This window comes from Marinobacter salexigens, assembly GCF_002806945.1.
GTDB classification, from domain to species: domain Bacteria; phylum Pseudomonadota; class Gammaproteobacteria; order Pseudomonadales; family Oleiphilaceae; genus Marinobacter; species Marinobacter salexigens.
Genome location: NZ_NIHC01000001.1, coordinates 1,039,658 through 1,055,977 on the forward strand (window position 1 = coordinate 1,039,658; position 16,320 = coordinate 1,055,977).

The following is a 16,320-nucleotide window of genomic DNA, read 5'->3' on the forward strand; positions in this document are numbered from 1 at the left end:
TCAGCTGTTATTGGGTGGAGTCGGCGCTGCTGCCGCGGGGCTGGATAACCATCTCGACCCGCCCAGGGCCGGCACCTGTATCTTCGGCACCTTCAGCGGTTACCACACGCTGTTCCGTATCGTAGTGAATAATGTCGCCGCGGAATACGTTGCCATTTTGCTCAATCACAGCTTCCCGTTCAAAGGTAAGCTGTTTGTCTGTGGCAGACCACGTGATGTTCAGGGCCTTGGCATCGGTTTCGCCTTCGCCGCTGGTCACCGGCTGCTGATACCGGGCGGGCGCGCCGCTGGCTTCGATGCGGTTAAGGCCTTCATCGCTGCGGTAGAGAACCACCCGCTCCGCAGACAGCCGGGTTTTGCCTTGAGCCAGCTCAACCGCCCCTGTGTAGGTGGCGATGCCTTTGCCATCGTCCAGGCGGGCGCTGTCGGCGCTCACGGTGATAGGCTGGTCGGAATCAAGATCAAAGGCCATCGCCTGGCTGGCAAGGCCGGCGACCAACAGAGTGGCCAGAAGCCTGCGCACAGAGTTATTTAACGGTTTCATAGCGTCCTTCCACCTGGGAGTTCAGTTCCAGAATGCGCTCGTCGATCCACGCTTTCATGCCCTTGGCCTGGGTGATGCCAAGGTTGTCGGTGATTGTTACCGGATCATCGGTATAGACCATGCCCTGCTGGTTATCCAGGGTCAGGCTTTCGGTGTTCAGCGTTGCTTCCCTGGCACCAATCGTTCGAACCACGCGAACGTTTCCGGTGAGGTTAAGCAGGTCGTCGTTTTGCCTGAGGCTGCCGTTCTCCGCATTCAGAATCCACGGGCCTTCTCCGGTGGCGCTGAAAAGCTCGGCTCTGGGCGATTCCATGGTGGCCAGGTTACCTTCTTCGAATTGTTCGATGCGAGGGCTGGTAAATACAATCTTGCGCTGGCCGGCCTCATCGTAAGATGTGTAGCTGCCATTAATCACAAACCCGTCGGGCTCTGTTTCCCCGCGAAGTTGTTTGGCATCACTGTAACTGCTGAGTGGCGGCTCATTGCTTTCCCAAAGCAGAAAAACCGCCACAGCCACGGTTATAGCCAGTCCGAGCATCCGTAGCCGGGGTTTGTTTTTCAGAACCAGTTTGGAGAGCTGGTTGTTTTTTTCGCTCTCTCCCATGCTCAGGGCTCCAGGTAGGGCGCTAGAGTGGTATTCAGGTGTCCGCCGGCCGTCAGCAGCAGGTCGCACAGCTCGCGCACAGCGCCGTTGCCCCCTGAAGCGCGGGTGCAGTAATCAGCGTATTCCTGTACCAGCCAATAGCCATTGGGCACGGTAATACCGAGCCCCGCGTAGCGAATAGCGGGCAAATCCGGTAGATCGTCGCCCATATAAGCGATGTGTTCCGGCGCAATGTTCAGTGTGCTGACCAGTTCCTGCAGTGCGATCTTTTTGTCTTCCCGGCCCTGCATCAGGTGTGGGATTTTCAGGTCGTTCATGCGTTTTTCGGTCAGTGGCGAACTGCGACCGGTAATGACGGCTACGGTGATTCCCGCAGCCATGATGTGCTTCAGCCCAAGGCCGTCCAGAATGTTGAAGCCTTTGAGCTCGTCACCCGAGGCGCTGAAGTAGATCTTGCCATCACTCATGATGCCATCAACATCCAGAGCGACGAGTTTTATAGCCGCCGCTTTGGCCAGCAGGGGCTCTGGCCAGAATTCTTGCAGTGGGCTTTTCAGGTCTGCCATCGTTGTGCCTTAAGGTTGTTCTTTAAATTACGCCAGCTCGAAGCAGGTCGTGCATATTGATGGCTCCAACCAGGGCACCGCTTTCGTCGGTCACCGGAAGCGCGCTGATTTTAAGGCCTTCCATCACGTTAAGCGCCTCGGCAGCCAATTGGTCTGGCTGAATTGTTCTGCCGTTACGAGTCATCACATCCCGAATGGGGGTGGTGTGTACATCAATGGATTTATCCAGGGTGCGGCGCAGGTCGCCATCTGTGAAAATGCCGGTCATGGTGCCAGTGGCATCAACCACCGTGGTCATACCCAGCCCCTTGCGGGAAATCTCCAGCAGGGCGCCGCTCAAGGTGGTGTTCTCTTCAACTATGGGTATGCGGCCATCTGTATGCATGATGTCCGATACCCGCAGAAGGAGCTTGCGGCCCAAACTGCCACCGGGGTGGGAGAACGCGAAATCTTCAGCGCTGAACCCCCGGGCTTCCAGCAAGGCGACAGCCAGGGCGTCGCCCATCACCAGGGTTGCGGTTGTGCTGGATGTGGGCGCCAGGCCAAGCGGGCAGGCTTCTGTTTCAACGCTCACATCCAGGTTTGCCACGGCTTCTTTTGCCAATGTGGAAGCGGGGTTGCCGGTCATGCTGATCAGCGGCGCACCCATGCGTTTGATGAGCGGCAGAATGGTGACCACTTCGCTGGTGTTGCCGCTATTGGAAATGGCAATCACCACGTCCTGACTGGTAATCATACCCATGTCGCCGTGGCTGGCCTCCCCGGGATGAACGAAGAACGAAGGGGTGCCGGTGCTGGCCAAGGTGGCAGCAATCTTGTGCCCTATGTGGCCGGATTTACCCATGCCGGTCACGACAACACGGCCCTTGCAGGCCATGATGACTTCGCAGGCGCGAATGAAGTGTTCGTCAATGCGGGTTTCCAGGGCGCTGATTGCCTCCCGCTCAATGCGGATGGCCTGAAGAGCGGGGTTCCGGAAATCGTAGGCTATTTGCTCGGTCATCGGGCGAAGATCCTGCTTTCTGGTCAACACTGGCTGTTTGTTGCTTGAAAAGACCGGCACTGTCTGTTTGAAAATGCGACGGTGCGATTAGAGTGGGGCAGTATAACATTTCCCGCAAGCTCAGCAGCGGAGTTACCGCAAGTTAAACCAAGAGGTCAGTAAAATTGATCATTGCTATCAATTCATTTTGGGAACCTTTGATTGAGCTTAAAGGCTCCTTGGCATAATGTAGCGCTCCCTGAAAGCATAAGAATTATGCGTTGAGAACGAAATGCTGCGGGGCGAAGGTTAAGAGCTAAGGGCTGAAAGGTAAGAATTATGGGTTTGCGCTCGTACATAACATTAAAGGACGTTGTGTTTTCACGTGCTGATCGCCGTATTTTTAACGGTGTGTCTGTGGAAATTCCCCGCGGGAAAATTACCGCCATCATGGGCCCCAGCGGCAGCGGGAAAACCACATTGCTGCGTCTGATTGGCGGCCAGCTTCAGCCGGACGCCGGCAGCATCATTGTGGATGGGCAACCGATTGGGGAGCTCCGCCGTAAGGAGCTTTACAAGTTCCGGGAGAGAATGGGCATGCTGTTCCAGAGCGGTGCGCTGTTTACCGATCTGAGCGTATACGAGAATGTGGCCTTCCCGATGCGCGTGCACACCAAGCTGCCGGAAGACATGATTAACGACATAGTGCTGATGAAACTGGAAGCGGTTGGCCTGCGAGGCGCCCGCAAACTTATGCCGTCTGAGCTCTCTGGTGGCATGAATCGGCGCGTTGCGCTGGCCCGCAGCATTGCGCTGGATCCGGAGCTGATCATGTATGACGAGCCTTTTGCCGGGCAGGATCCTATTGGAATGGGTGTGTTGGTGAAGCTGATTCGCGATCTCAACAGCTCCATGGGGCTCACCAGTGTACTGGTTTCCCATGACGTTAAAGAATCCCTGAGTATCTGCCATTACGCCTGCATTATTGCAGACGGAAAAGTAATAGGTGCTGGGACTCCCGCAGAGCTGGAGGATCATCCGTCCGAGCAGGTGCAGCAGTTTTTGAATGGGCATCCGGACGGGCCTGTGCCCTTCCATTACCCATCCCTGGCAGCGACCGAGGACTTTGGGCTAGCGGGAGGTGCCTCTTGATCGACAAAATTGCTTCCCTCGGGCGCAGCGGGGCTGATGCCGTCATATCCATCGGTCGTGCGGGCCGTTTTCTTGGTGGTGTGCTGTCAGGGGTTCCACGCCCGGTAACCGGTTTCCCGCTTTTAATGAAACAACTGTATTCGGTTGGTGTGCTGTCACTGGCGATTATAGTGGTTTCTGGTTTATTTATCGGTATGGTGCTGGGCCTGCAGGGCTACACCATACTCAGTGATTTTGGCTCCGAAGCCGCCATAGGGCAGATGATTGCGCTTACTCTGGTACGCGAACTCGGGCCCGTGGTAACCGCACTGCTGTTTGCCGGGCGGGCCGGTTCCGCGTTAACCGCTGAAATCGGCCTGATGAAAGCGACCGAGCAGCTCTCCAGCATGGAAATGATGGGTGTAGACCCTCTGCGCCGGGTCATAGCACCCAGGCTCTGGGCTGGTTTTATCGCCATGCCGGTTCTGGCCATCATCTTTTCCATGGTAGGTATCTGGGGCGGTATGCTGGTTGGCGTAGAGTGGCTGGGTGTTTTCGAGGGCTCATACTGGGGCAATATGCAGGCCTCGGTAGACTTCTGGGACGACGTGGTTAATGGCGTGATCAAAAGCGTCGTATTCGGCTTTGTCTGTGCCTGGATTGCGGTATACCAGGGCTACGATTGTGTACCCACCTCTGCAGGCATCAGCTCGGCAACCACGAAAACCGTGGTTTACTCCTCGCTGGCTGTTCTGGGGCTGGATTTTGTGCTGACCGCCGTAATGTTCGGCAACTTCTGATTAACGATTGACGAGATAACACCGGGAGCCGGTAATGACACAAAGAACAACGGACATCACAGTTGGCCTGTTTATGCTTGCCGGATTGGCAGCATTGCTGTTTCTGGCATTACAGGTGAGTGGGTTGTCCCCGAAATCTGCCAAAAGCACCTACACCATCTACGCGGATTTTAACGACACCGGTGGCATTACGCCCCGGGGCAGGGTTTCCATGGCCGGGGTAACCGTGGGTAGTGTCGATTCCATTACCCTGAACAAGGAAACCTTCCAGGCACGGGTTGCCATGTCGATTCATGGCGATGTGGACAATATCCCATCCGACAGTGCTGCTGTTATTCGCACATCCGGACTGCTGGGTGAGCAGTATATTGATATATCCATTGGCGGTGAGATGGACTCCCTTAAGCCGGGTGATACGTTTTACTCTACCCAGTCCGCTATGAACATCGAGCGGCTGATCAGTAATTTTGCGTCTGGCAAGTAAGCCAGCTGAAAGACAGAACAGGAGAAGCCAGATGATTGCTATAACACAGCGATTTTTGCTTGCCCTGACACTGATGGCGTTTTGTGTGGCATCAGTTCAGGCGGATCCGGAAGACGATCTGCAACAGTACGTTGATGAAAACACTCAACGGCTGGTGAGCCAGCTTAATGCTGAGCGAGGCCTCTACGAAAGTGATCCTGAAGCTTTTTACCAGAACATGGAGGATGCGCTGGAAGGTTTCGTTGATTTTCGTCGGATTGCCGCCCGGGTAATGGGCCGCTATGCACGCCAGGCCACCCCTGAGCAGAGAGACGAGTTTGTAGTCAGGTTCAAACGCAGTCTGTTTGACAGTTATGCCCAGGCACTGATGAGTGCTGACAATTTTGAAATCAAGGTCAAGGGGGCAACCATCAACCCAAGTAACGACAACCGGGCCTCCGTGGGCATGGAAGTAATTACCGCTACCGGGAACCGCCATTCAGTCACCTATTCCATGTACCGTAGGGGCGAGGGCAGTGACTGGCTGATGGAAAACGTGATCGTTGAAGGGGTCAACATAGGTCTTTCTTTCAGGGATCGCTTTACCCAGGAAATGGAAGCCAACCGTGGGCAAGTCGAGGTTGTTATTGACGGCTGGAGTGATGCGGTGAAATCCCTGAATCTGGAAGACGAAGTGAATAAATCATGAGTGCTGAGGCTCCAGGTGTTCGGCTGGAGGCAGGCACGCTGCTTGTCTCCGGTGCAATCAATGCTCACAACGTGACGCCGCTACGCGCCGAAGGCGAGAGGCTGATTGCAGCCGCGGGCGAGGGGTTGGTGGTGGACCTTGCCGGCGTGTCTACAACCCACAGTGTCATTCTCTCCATGCTTCTATGCTGGAGCCGGCTGGCGGAAAAACAGGGCATTTCCCTGTCGTTTACCGGGGCGCCTGAACGCCTCGTTTCTCTTGCCGCTTTGAGCAGCCTCGCAGATTGGTTACAATCCCGCCCCTGATTTCAATAATACCTGAGGATTTACTATGAACGCCGCCGAAGTCACCCAGTTGGTTGAAGAAGCACTGCCCGGTTGTGAGGTGCAGGTACAGATCGACGGTAACCATTACATGGTCGTGGTCATAGGTGATGTCTTTGAAGGCCTGTCGAGCATCAAGCGGCAGCAGATGATCAACAAGGCGCTATTCCAGCAAATCATGGATGGCACCATTCACGCCCTTCACCCGAAACCCTTTACACCGGCTGAATGGGCTGCGCGCCAGGGCTGAGCCTTACGCACACAACAGGATTACTATTGTGGACAAACTTCTAATCCGGGGCCGTAAACCTCTGGACGGCGAAATCCGGATATCCGGCGCCAAAAACGCTGCGCTCCCCATTCTTGCGGCCACTCTGTTGGCCGATGAGCCAGTGACCGTTGGCAATCTGCCGCACCTGCACGACGTGACCACCATGATTGAGCTGTTGGGGCGCATGGGTGTGGAACTGATGATTGATGAGAAAATGAGCGTGGAAATTCACGCCAACAGCATCAAACATTTTCACGCACCCTACGAGCTGGTTAAAACCATGCGCGCCTCCATTCTGGTGCTGGGCCCTCTCGTGGCGCATTTTGGCGAGGCGGAAGTGTCTCTGCCGGGTGGTTGCGCCATCGGTAGCCGGCCAGTAAACCTTCATATCCAAGGCCTTGAGCAAATGGGTGCGGATATCAAGGTAGAGAATGGTTACATCAAGGCGAAAACCAATGGACGCTTGAAGGGCGCGCACATCTTCATGGATGTGGTGACGGTAACCGGAACAGAAAACCTGCTGATGGCTGCAACTCTGGCCGATGGTAAAACTATCCTCGAGAATGCTGCCCGCGAGCCGGAAGTAGTGGATCTGGCTGAGTGCCTGATTGCCATGGGTGCGAAAATCACCGGGCATGGTAGCTCAACCATTGAAATTGAAGGTGTCGAGCGCCTGCACGGTTGCCATTACGACGTGTTGCCGGACCGTATTGAAACCGGAACCTATCTGGTGGCAGCGGCAGCCACCGGTGGCCGGGTAAAACTGAAAGATACCCGGGCAGATTTGCTGGACGCAGTGCTACTAAAGCTGGAAGAGGCTGGAGCCCATATAACATCCGGCCCCAACTGGATCGAGCTGGACATGAAAGGCCAGCGCCCTAAGGCGGTTAATATTCGCACCGCCCCTTATCCGGCCTTTCCCACCGATATGCAGGCACAGTTTGCCGCCATGAACGCGGTTGCAGAAGGCACGGGTACAATCATCGAGACTGTTTTCGAGAATCGCTTCATGCACCTGCAGGAACTGACCCGCATGGGTGCCGATATCACTCTGGAAGGCAACGCCGCAATTATCAAGGGTGTTAGCCACCTGACCGGCGCGCCGGTTATGGCGACGGATTTGCGTGCATCTGCCAGCCTGGTCATCGCAGGCCTGATGGCTGATGGCGATACCATTATTGATCGTATTTACCATATCGATCGCGGATACGAGTGCATTGAAGAGAAACTGCAGCTGCTTGGTGGAAGTATTCGCCGCCTGCCAGCGTGACAGACACAAACGGGAAACCGGAAAGACCCATGACAGATTCCATCACCATCGCCTTGTCGAAAGGGCGAATCCTGGAAGAAACCCTGCCATTGCTGGCGGAAGCCGGGATTGAGCTGATCGACGATATCAAGAAATCCCGTAAACTGGTGTTCCCCACCACAGATCCGAGTGTACGGGTGCTTATTATCCGCGCAACCGATGTGCCTACTTATGTACAGTACGGTGGTGCTGATTTAGGCGTGACGGGGAAGGATGTATTGATGGAGCATGGTGGGGAGGGGCTCTACGAGCCTCTGGATCTGAACATCTCCCGCTGCCGCTTGATGACGGCAGGCCCCAAAGGCGAAACACCTCCGGTTGGCCGTATTCGTGTTGCCACCAAGTTCGTCAACATGGCGCGTCGGTATTACGCGGCACAGGGGCGGCAGGCAGATATCATCAAGCTGTATGGCGCGATGGAGTTGGCTCCGATTCTTGGGTTGGCAGATGAGATTGTTGATATTGTGGATACCGGCAATACGCTGAAGGCCAATGGCCTTGAGGCCCGGGAGTTGATTGATCACATTAGCAGTCGGCTGGTGGTTAATCGTGGTTCCATGAAGATGAAGCACCAGCAGATTAATCCCATCATTGAGAAGATGGCGGCTGCTGTGGATAGGCGCCGCTAAACATTGTGCGGGAAGAGCTTTTGGCGCTGACTTTGGTGTACGAAGCGATTGGGGTCAGCTTTCCAAAACACGCTGTGAATACGTCCGTGTACGCTTGGCTCCGCCATCCCTGGCTCCGCACAGTTTTGGAAAGCTGACCCCAATCGCTTCCTCAAACTGTGGGTGTTTGAAAGCTCTTCATGAGCACTTTCTGGGGGCTGTAAGTGCTTGAGTTGATTTACCTAATAATGAATCCATAATCCAAAGCAGGATTTGAGAAATGACCGTAAGCATCAAACGATTGAACGCTTCCCAGGCAGACTTTGATAGCCAGCTGGCCACGCTTTTGGCATGGGACGACAGTGTTGATCATCAGGTGAACGAGTCGGTGCGTCATATCCTGCATGAAGTGAAAACCCGTGGTGACGAGGCTGTTCTCGAGTTTACCGAGAAGTTTGATCGGCTGAATGTTGCCAGCGTTGCTGAACTGGACATGAGCCAGGCTCGTTTGCAGCAAGCCCTGAAAGCCATTCCGGAAGATCAGCGCGTGGCGCTTGAGCAAGCGGCTGAGCGTGTTCGGGATTACCACGAGCGCCAGGATCAGAAATCCTGGCAGTATCAGGACGAAGACGGCACAGTGCTGGGCCAGAAAGTGACGCCATTGGATCGCGCTGGTCTATACGTGCCAGGCGGTAAAGCGGCCTATCCGTCGTCTGTTTTGATGAACGCTATTCCTGCCAAAGTGGCTGGTGTGGGCGAAGTTATTATGGTTGTTCCTACTCCAGATGGCGTAGTGAACGATCTGGTATTGGCCGCTGCGGCTATCGCAGGCGTGGATCGAGTGTTCACGGTGGGCGGGGCGCAAGCTGTTGGGGCGCTGGCCTATGGCACGGAAACCATCCCGGCAGTAGACAAAATCGTCGGCCCCGGCAACATCTTCGTGGCGACTGCAAAGCGCGAAGTCTTCGGCACCGTCGGCATCGACATGATCGCCGGCCCATCCGAAATACTCGTGATCTGCGACGGCAAAACCGACCCCGACTGGATCGCCATGGACCTGTTCTCCCAGGCCGAACACGACGAACAAGCGCAATCCATATTGATTAGCCCGGATGCGGCTTTCCTTGATGCCGTCGAAGCCAGCATCAACAAACTGCTCCCCACCATGGAGCGTGCCGACATCATCCGCACCTCCATGACCGACCGTGCGGCGTTGATCCAGGTTACAGACCTGAGCGAAGCCGCAAAAGTCTCCAACCGCATAGCGCCGGAACACCTTGAGTTATCGGTAGAAGACCCGGAAGCCCTGCTTGAAGAAATTCGCCACGCTGGTGCTATCTTCATGGGCCGTTACACAGCCGAAGCACTGGGAGACTACTGCGCCGGCCCGAACCACGTCCTGCCCACCAGCGGCACGGCCCGGTTCTCTTCGCCGCTGGGCGTTTACGATTTCCAGAAGCGTTCCTCTATCATCGGATTCAGCGCCAAGGGCGCGGATCGAATGGGGCGGGTTGCGTCGGTATTGGCGAGAGGTGAAGGGCTTACTGCCCATGCTCGCTCTGCTGAGTATCGGATCAAGAGAGACTAGACTTACCGCCAGTTTGTGCGCAGTCAGTTCCGATTGTTGAGCGCTGTAAGGCGTTATTGCCGAATCATTTTGAATATATCACCATAGTCTGCAGGCAGTTGGGGTGGGGTGTCTTCCGGGAATGTCGTAGGCCAAGGACGGCCGGAGACAAGCGCACAAGGATGTGCTCGTAGCGGTTCCCGGAAGACACCCCACCCCAATTGCCGTCTCCTCGGAGCAAGAGAGAATGAGTAAATTTTGGAGCCCGCTGGTCAAAAGCCTGGAGCCATATGTGCCTGGCGAACAACCAAAAATGGCTAACCTGGTAAAACTGAACACCAACGAAAACCCCTTCGGCCCGTCGCCAAAGGTAATCGAAGCCATCCAGGCCGAACTCAACGACAACCTCCGCCTCTACCCCGATCCCGAAGGCGAGAGCCTGCGCCAAACCATCGCCGCTTACCACAACGTAAAACCCGAACAAGTATTCCTCGGCAACGGCTCCGATGAAGTCCTTGCGCACCTGTTTTGCGCCCTGTTCCAACACGGCGAACCCATCCTCTTCCCGGATGTCACCTACAGCTTCTACCCAGTGTATTGCGGCCTCTACAACATCGAAGGCAAAACAGTACCCCTCACAGACAACTTCGAAATCAACCCCGAAGACTACAAACAGCCTAACGGCGGAATCATCTTCCCCAACCCCAACGCGCCCACCGGCCGTTACCTTGGACTGGAACACGTAGAGGCCATCTTGCAGGCCAACCCGGAGCGTGTGGTTGTCGTTGACGAAGCTTACATCGACTTCGGTGGTGAAACTGCCATTGCCCTTGTGGACAAGTACCCAAACCTGCTGGTCTGCCAGACACTATCCAAAGCCCGCTCGCTGGCTGGTTTACGAGTTGGGTTTGCTATTGGCCACCCGGATCTGGTTGAAGCGCTGACTCGCGTTAAAAACAGCTTCAACAGCTATCCTTTAGACAGGCTGGCCTTGGCTGGTGCGAAGGCTGCCTATGAAGACCAGGCATGGTTTGAGAAGTGCTGTGAAGGGGTTATGTCTGAGCGTGAACGCGTAACCGAAAGCCTGGAGAGCCTGGGGTTTGAAGTGCTGCCGTCGAAAGCGAACTTCGTATTTGCCCGGCACAAAGAAAAATCCGGTGAAAGCCTGGCAAAAGCACTGCGAGAGAAGGGGATTATTGTTCGTCATTTCAATAAGCCCAGAATCAGTGATTTTTTGCGAATCACCATTGGCACCCCAGAGCAAAACGACGCCCTGATCTCCGGCCTCCGGCCCTGCTCCTAGCCTGTGGTATTGTGCAAAGAGCAGGGCACGAAGGGGCTTCCGGGAACCGCTACGAGCACATCCATGTGCGCTTGTCTCCGGCCGTCCTTGGCCTACGACATTCCCGGAAGCCCCTTCGTGCCCTACTCATCGAAACTTGGTGATATAGCGAACGGGAGATAAACATGACTGCGCGTGATAGCGTTATTGCTAAGATCAACGAATGGCTAACCCCAAGTGAGTTTCAGGATTACTGCCCTAACGGCCTGCAAGTCGAAGGCAAAACTGACATATCGACCATAGTCACCGGCGTAACTGCCTCTCAGGACCTCATAGAAGCAGCCATTGTAGCCAACGCCGATATGTTGATCGTTCATCATGGCTATTTCTGGAAAGGTGAGGATCAAACAATCCGGGGCATGAAGCGCGAACGTCTAAAGCGCCTGCTGGATAACGACATCAACCTGCTCGCTTACCACCTGCCACTGGATGACCACCCGGAATACGGCAACAACCGCCAGTTGGCAGGCATCCTCGGTATCGAAAACCCAAGGCCGCTAAATGGCCTGGTCTGGGAAGGTGAGCTTAAAGAACCGCTAACCCCCGAAAAGTTCGGGCTGCAAATTGCCCGGGCACTCCACCGCGACCCCCTGAGAGTCGGCAACGGCAGGGCAGAAATCAAAAGGGTAGGTTGGTGCACCGGTGCGGCACAAGGATTCATCAACACAGCCATCGACGCCGGCCTGGACGCCTACATCAGCGGCGAAATCTCTGAGCCGACCACACACACAGCGAGAGAGTGCGGCATTCACTATTATGCAGCCGGCCACCATGCGACAGAACGATACGGCGTAAAAGCACTGGGAGAGGCGCTAGAAAAAGAGTTCGGACTCAAGCACCGTTTCATCGACTGTGATAACCCCGTCTGAACAGCCACACAAATGTTGGTGGTGTTTTAGGCTAATTCTGTGATGCAGAAATATTCAAACAGGGATCGTCAGTCAGAAGGTATCTAAAGCGACTAGCACAAAAGTTGGGTTGAGAGGGGTGGGGGACAGCTTCCCAAAACTGTGCGGAGCCATGGATGGCGGAGCCCAAGCGTCACATGGATGTGCCGCAAGGAGCGTGTTTTGGGAAGCTGTACCCCACGCCACTCACAGCACCACACTATCAGTCCTGCTAATCGTACTCCGGAAACTCAGGCCTCAGCCGGCTTATCACCCTTCTTCAAACCAAAGTCCTCAGAAAGCGTCCCGGAAGTCTTGGGCGCATAATCCCGCGGCGGCTCAACACCATCCTCGCTAACCTCCTCAAGACGCTTGCGGGAAGTCTGCTCAGCCAACTCAGCCATCCACTCCTCATCATTGCACAGCCGATTTGCCCCGCGAGCCATATGCTGATTCACATCCCGATACGCATCATTAAACCGGCGCAGCAAATGAGCCGACTCCATAAAGTGCTCGTTCACCTGAGCCTGATAGCGCGTGTATTCGTTTCGCACTTCCTCCACCTGCTGCTCCGCACGGCGCTGCCGCAGCGTGGAACCTTGCCCCGAGCGACCAATAATCGCCCCAATGACAATGCCAACAATTAATGCGGCAATCGCTGCCAGAATCAGGTTTGTCATATGCTGTATCGTCCTGTTGCCTGAAAAGTGAGCTAACCCATGCTGGTCAGTATAACGCCCGCAGCCTCATCAGCCCATGCCTGAATAGTGCGCCAATCGTCGTATTGCCCGGCAGGCCCCCAGCATGGCGAAAAAAATGTATATACGCGATAATACGCCGCCCAAAATCCACGATTACACCCCGGGAATTCCTGATGACAGCCTCTATGCCTACTGCAGCAACCACGAACCTGACACCCTGGCAGCGTTACCAAAAGGATCTTGAGCGCCCGGAGTTTCATAAGGACCCCGCCCAGGCCGATGCCGTTCAGCGCCTCCAGACACTCTACGATAAACTGGTGGAAGCGGAAAGCGAACGCGGCAAAGCGGTTACCAAATTGCGGCGCAAGTTGAAAAAAGGACGGGAAGAGCCCGTTAAAGGCCTTTATTTCTGGGGCGGTGTTGGCCGTGGCAAAACCTACCTGATGGACACGTTTTTTGAGTCCCTGCCGTTCAACCGCAAGATGCGCGTGCATTTCCATCGCTTTATGCAGAGGGTTCATCAGGAACTGAGAGGCCTGAAGGGTGAAAAAAACCCCTTGGATCTGGTGGCCAAAAAGTTTGCCGATGAAGCCCGCGTGATCTGTTTCGATGAGTTTTTCGTTTCTGATATCGGCGATGCCATGATCCTTGCCACCCTCATGGGCGGATTATTCAAGCGCGGCGTTACCTTGGTGTGTACATCCAATATAGTGCCTGATGGCCTTTACAAAGACGGCTTGCAGCGAGCCCGTTTTCTGCCCGCTATTGCGTTAGTAAACAAATATACCGATGTAGTGAATGTGGATGGCGGCATCGATTATCGCCTGCGCACTCTGGAGCAGGCCGAGCTTTATTACTCGCCACTGGGCGACGAAGCAGATGCCAGCTTGCGTAAAAGCTTTGATGCCCTGGCGGTTGAAGCCGGCAAACACAGCCAATCCATGGAAATCAACGGGCGCAAGATCCCCGCGCAGGCCCATGCCGACGATGTGGTCTGGTTTGACTTTAAAGACGTGTGCGACGGCCCGCGCAGCCAGAATGACTACATCGAAATGGCACGCCAGTTCCACGCCATTATCGTCAGCAATGTACCTGTACTTGGTGGGGATAAAGACGATCAGTCCCGGCGTTTTGTCAACATGATTGATGAGTTCTACGACCGTAACGTAAAGGTCATTATTTCTGCCGCTGCGCCAATCACCGAACTCTATTCTGGCGGGCGCCTGAGTTTTGAGTTTGAGCGCACTGAGTCGCGCCTTCTGGAAATGCAGTCCCAGGAATATCTGGAAGCGCCGCATAAGCCTTAAAACCGCAAAAACCCATCAAAAGCAAAGTGGTTGCATCCAGAATTCTTGTCTATAGTGAAAACGTGCGAGTAAACCCGACGCCGAGCGGGGTGGTAAGCAGGTAGTGAGAGCAAAATCATACTTTTGACTGATCAAAGCACTGGACAGCGTTAGCTATAGTGCTTACATCACGAGCACTGTGCATGAAGCCTCCAATACATCGTGAATACCAATAATCAGAGCAGCGACTCAGAACAACAATGGAGTAGCCTTCCAATGACAAGAAAAACACACCAATGGCAGCGTTGGACCAAGATACCGCTCGCCGTGGCAGTGGCAGCCGGCATGTCTGGCCAAGCGTCTGCGTACTCATTCTATCTCGGCGATGTAGAGGCGCAGTTTAACACCACGCTGTCTGCAGGCGCCGGCTGGCGTACCCAGAATCAGGATAAACGCCTGATTTCCCAGGGTAACCTCGGGCCGGAGTATGCGCCTGTTTCAGCGGGCGGAGATCCTAATTTTGCAAACATCGGCTCGTCTACGAACAACTACGACGACGGCAACCTTAACTTTGATAAGGGCGACACCTACTCCAAGATCGTGAAAGGCAACAGTGAACTGTTCCTTGATTACGCGGTGGATAGTCAATACCTGACTCGCGTAGGTGGTTTGTTGCGTGGCCTTTACTGGTACGACTTCGAGCTGAAAGATGAGTCGCGCGCGGTAGATGATGTTGGACAGCGTCGCGAACTGAACAGAAAAGCGAAAGATAACGCTTCCGGCGGTGAGATTCTGGATGCCTACGTGTTCACAGATTGGTATCTGGGTGATGTTCCCCTGAGTGTTCGCTACGGTAAGCAAGTAGTCAGCTGGGGTGAGAGCACCTTCATTCAGGGCGGTATCAACGTTATCAACCCGGTTGACGTTCCTGCCTTCCGTGCACCTGGCTCCGAGCTGAAAGACGCCTTGCTGCCAGTTGAAATGTTTTACCTGTCGGCCGGTGTCACAGAAAACCTGACGGTCGAAACCTTTATCCAGACGGACTGGGAACCGGTTCGCCCGGATGACTGCGGCACATTCTTCTCAACCAGTGATTTTGCTGCCGATGGATGTGGACCGATTCTGCTGGCTGGCGCCTTGCCCGACTCTCAGGCCTACGCCCAAGGCTTTGTTGCTCCCCGTCTGGGTGATCAGGAAGCCGACTCAAAAGATCAGTTCGGTGTAGCGCTGCGCTGGTATGTTCCAGCTCTGAACGACTCAGAAATCGGGCTCTACTACATCAAATACAATAGCCGCCTGCCTTACGTTAACGGCTTGGTGAACAACCCGGCATCTCCGAAGCCGGGCCAGCAGAATGATCCTTCATTGCCATACTCGCAGTTCCCCAGTTACTACATGGCGTATCCGGAGAACATTAATCTCTATGGCATCAGTATCAACACGACCACCCCGGGTGGTTGGTCGCTGGGTGCAGAATACAGCTTCCGTGAGAACGTGCCCTTGCAGTGGAATGCGTTTGAGCTGATTTTTGGTGGTATCCAGCAGCGGGGACCGAATGGAGAGGTTCTGAGTAAGTTGGAAGCGCAGCGTATTGAGGAAGCCGGTGGTCCGGGGGCAAACCTTGCAGGCAAGCCGTCTGAAGGCTTCGACCGGTTTAAGGTTTCCCAGGCTCAGTTCACTTTGATCAAATTCTTTGATCAGATTATGGGTGCAAGCCGTGTGTCGCTCATTACCGAGTTTGGTGCGACCTACGTGCACGACTTGCCAGATTATGATGAGGCGCGTTACGGGCGCTCTGGCACCTTCGGTATCGGTGAGATTCCCTTGGCGAGCCTCGGTGGCGCTGATTTCTGTGCCTTGGGTGGAAATGCCAACATCAACTACTGCAACAACGAAGGCTTTACGACATCCTTCTCCTGGGGCTATCGCTCACGTCTGGTCTGGGATTACCCGAACGTCTTTGCTGGTATCAACCTTTCTCCGCAGTTGGCGTGGAGCCATGACGTGAAAGGCTATAGCCCGCAGCCTGGCGGTGCCTTCAACGAAGGCAGCAAAGCTATCGGATTGTCGCTGCAGGGCGTTTATCAAAACAGAATCACCGGCAATATCGGTTACACAAACTTTTTCGGTGGCAAGCCGTATAACGAGATGACTGACCGGGATTTCGTGAGTGCCAGCGTTTCCTACTCATTCTGAACCGTCAAGAATTCGTTTAACGAGGTAATTT

Annotated in this window: 18 protein-coding genes; 13 read left to right on the forward strand and 5 right to left on the reverse strand. The window is 54.8% G+C overall.

Features of this window, described 5'->3' with window-relative positions:
- Positions 1 to 7: 7 nt before the first annotated feature.
- From lptA to CDH47_RS04845, 4 genes are read right to left on the reverse strand one after another with little or no spacing between them, the layout of a single operon-like run.
- The gene (lptA, locus tag CDH47_RS04830; RefSeq protein WP_100638662.1) at positions 8 to 544 is read right to left on the reverse strand and encodes a lipopolysaccharide transport periplasmic protein LptA; all 537 of its coding nucleotides are present in this window, start codon (positions 542 to 544) and stop codon (positions 8 to 10) included.
- On the reverse strand, positions 528 to 1,148 hold the full coding sequence (gene lptC / locus CDH47_RS04835) for an LPS export ABC transporter periplasmic protein LptC (RefSeq protein ID WP_100638663.1): 621 nt from the start codon (positions 1,146 to 1,148) through the stop codon (positions 528 to 530). Before lptC ends, lptA begins: the two co-directional genes overlap by 17 nt.
- Positions 1,149 to 1,150: 2 nt before the next feature.
- The gene (locus CDH47_RS04840; RefSeq protein ID WP_100638664.1) at positions 1,151 to 1,714 is read right to left on the reverse strand and encodes a KdsC family phosphatase; all 564 of its coding nucleotides are present in this window, start codon (positions 1,712 to 1,714) and stop codon (positions 1,151 to 1,153) included.
- 22 nt (positions 1,715 to 1,736) lie between these two features.
- On the reverse strand, positions 1,737 to 2,717 hold the full coding sequence (locus tag CDH47_RS04845; RefSeq protein WP_100638665.1) for a KpsF/GutQ family sugar-phosphate isomerase: 981 nt from the start codon (positions 2,715 to 2,717) through the stop codon (positions 1,737 to 1,739).
- Positions 2,718 to 3,035: 318 nt separating this feature from the next.
- On the opposite strand from CDH47_RS04845, the gene CDH47_RS04850 reads away from it, so the two are divergent.
- The 11 genes from CDH47_RS04850 to CDH47_RS04900 all read left to right on the forward strand — a co-directional run bounded on the left by CDH47_RS04850 (position 3,036) and on the right by CDH47_RS04900 (position 12,088).
- Positions 3,036 to 3,848 (forward strand): ABC transporter ATP-binding protein, encoded by an 813-nt coding sequence (locus CDH47_RS04850; protein ID WP_100638666.1) that lies wholly within the window; start codon positions 3,036 to 3,038, stop codon positions 3,846 to 3,848.
- The gene (gene mlaE / locus CDH47_RS04855; RefSeq protein ID WP_100638667.1) at positions 3,845 to 4,627 is read left to right on the forward strand and encodes a lipid asymmetry maintenance ABC transporter permease subunit MlaE; all 783 of its coding nucleotides are present in this window, start codon (positions 3,845 to 3,847) and stop codon (positions 4,625 to 4,627) included. The genes CDH47_RS04850 and mlaE overlap by 4 nt, the downstream gene beginning before the upstream one ends.
- Positions 4,628 to 4,661: 34 nt before the next feature.
- Positions 4,662 to 5,111 (forward strand): outer membrane lipid asymmetry maintenance protein MlaD, encoded by a 450-nt coding sequence (mlaD, locus tag CDH47_RS04860; protein ID WP_100638668.1) that lies wholly within the window; start codon positions 4,662 to 4,664, stop codon positions 5,109 to 5,111.
- A 73-nt stretch (positions 5,112 to 5,184) separates the two neighbouring features.
- The gene (locus tag CDH47_RS04865) at positions 5,185 to 5,799 is read left to right on the forward strand and encodes an MlaC/ttg2D family ABC transporter substrate-binding protein (protein WP_239985580.1); all 615 of its coding nucleotides are present in this window, start codon (positions 5,185 to 5,187) and stop codon (positions 5,797 to 5,799) included.
- The gene (locus CDH47_RS04870; protein WP_100638670.1) at positions 5,796 to 6,104 is read left to right on the forward strand and encodes an STAS domain-containing protein; all 309 of its coding nucleotides are present in this window, start codon (positions 5,796 to 5,798) and stop codon (positions 6,102 to 6,104) included. Before CDH47_RS04865 ends, CDH47_RS04870 begins: the two co-directional genes overlap by 4 nt.
- Before the next feature lie 25 nt (positions 6,105 to 6,129).
- The gene (locus tag CDH47_RS04875) at positions 6,130 to 6,372 is read left to right on the forward strand and encodes a BolA family protein (protein WP_100638671.1); all 243 of its coding nucleotides are present in this window, start codon (positions 6,130 to 6,132) and stop codon (positions 6,370 to 6,372) included.
- A 28-nt stretch (positions 6,373 to 6,400) separates the two neighbouring features.
- On the forward strand, positions 6,401 to 7,663 hold the full coding sequence (gene murA / locus CDH47_RS04880) for a UDP-N-acetylglucosamine 1-carboxyvinyltransferase (RefSeq protein WP_100638672.1): 1,263 nt from the start codon (positions 6,401 to 6,403) through the stop codon (positions 7,661 to 7,663).
- Positions 7,664 to 7,692: 29 nt separating this feature from the next.
- Positions 7,693 to 8,331 carry an ATP phosphoribosyltransferase gene (gene hisG / locus CDH47_RS04885; protein WP_100638673.1) on the forward strand — a complete coding sequence of 213 codons (639 nt, stop codon included), beginning with the start codon at positions 7,693 to 7,695 and terminating at the stop codon, positions 8,329 to 8,331.
- A 259-nt stretch (positions 8,332 to 8,590) separates the two neighbouring features.
- The gene (gene hisD / locus CDH47_RS04890) at positions 8,591 to 9,898 is read left to right on the forward strand and encodes a histidinol dehydrogenase (protein WP_100638674.1); all 1,308 of its coding nucleotides are present in this window, start codon (positions 8,591 to 8,593) and stop codon (positions 9,896 to 9,898) included.
- A gap of 226 nt (positions 9,899 to 10,124) precedes the next feature.
- Positions 10,125 to 11,180: a histidinol-phosphate transaminase gene (hisC, locus tag CDH47_RS04895; protein ID WP_100638675.1), complete on the forward strand. Its 1,056-nt coding sequence runs from the start codon at positions 10,125 to 10,127 to the stop codon at positions 11,178 to 11,180.
- 164 nt (positions 11,181 to 11,344) lie between these two features.
- A complete protein-coding gene (locus CDH47_RS04900; protein ID WP_100638676.1) occupies positions 11,345 to 12,088 on the forward strand; it encodes a Nif3-like dinuclear metal center hexameric protein in 744 nt (247 codons plus the stop codon).
- A 269-nt stretch (positions 12,089 to 12,357) separates the two neighbouring features.
- Here CDH47_RS04900 and CDH47_RS04905 read toward each other — a convergent pair whose 3' ends face one another.
- Entirely contained in the window at positions 12,358 to 12,786 is a 429-nt protein-coding gene (locus tag CDH47_RS04905) for a Z-ring associated ZapG family protein (protein ID WP_100638677.1), read from the reverse strand.
- A gap of 230 nt (positions 12,787 to 13,016) precedes the next feature.
- On the opposite strand from CDH47_RS04905, the gene zapE reads away from it, so the two are divergent.
- Positions 13,017 to 14,114 carry a cell division protein ZapE gene (gene zapE / locus CDH47_RS04910; RefSeq protein WP_193601577.1) on the forward strand — a complete coding sequence of 366 codons (1,098 nt, stop codon included), beginning with the start codon at positions 13,017 to 13,019 and terminating at the stop codon, positions 14,112 to 14,114.
- Positions 14,115 to 14,369: 255 nt separating this feature from the next.
- Positions 14,370 to 16,289 carry a DUF1302 domain-containing protein gene (locus CDH47_RS04915; protein ID WP_100638679.1) on the forward strand — a complete coding sequence of 640 codons (1,920 nt, stop codon included), beginning with the start codon at positions 14,370 to 14,372 and terminating at the stop codon, positions 16,287 to 16,289.
- Positions 16,290 to 16,320 lie beyond the last annotated feature (31 nt).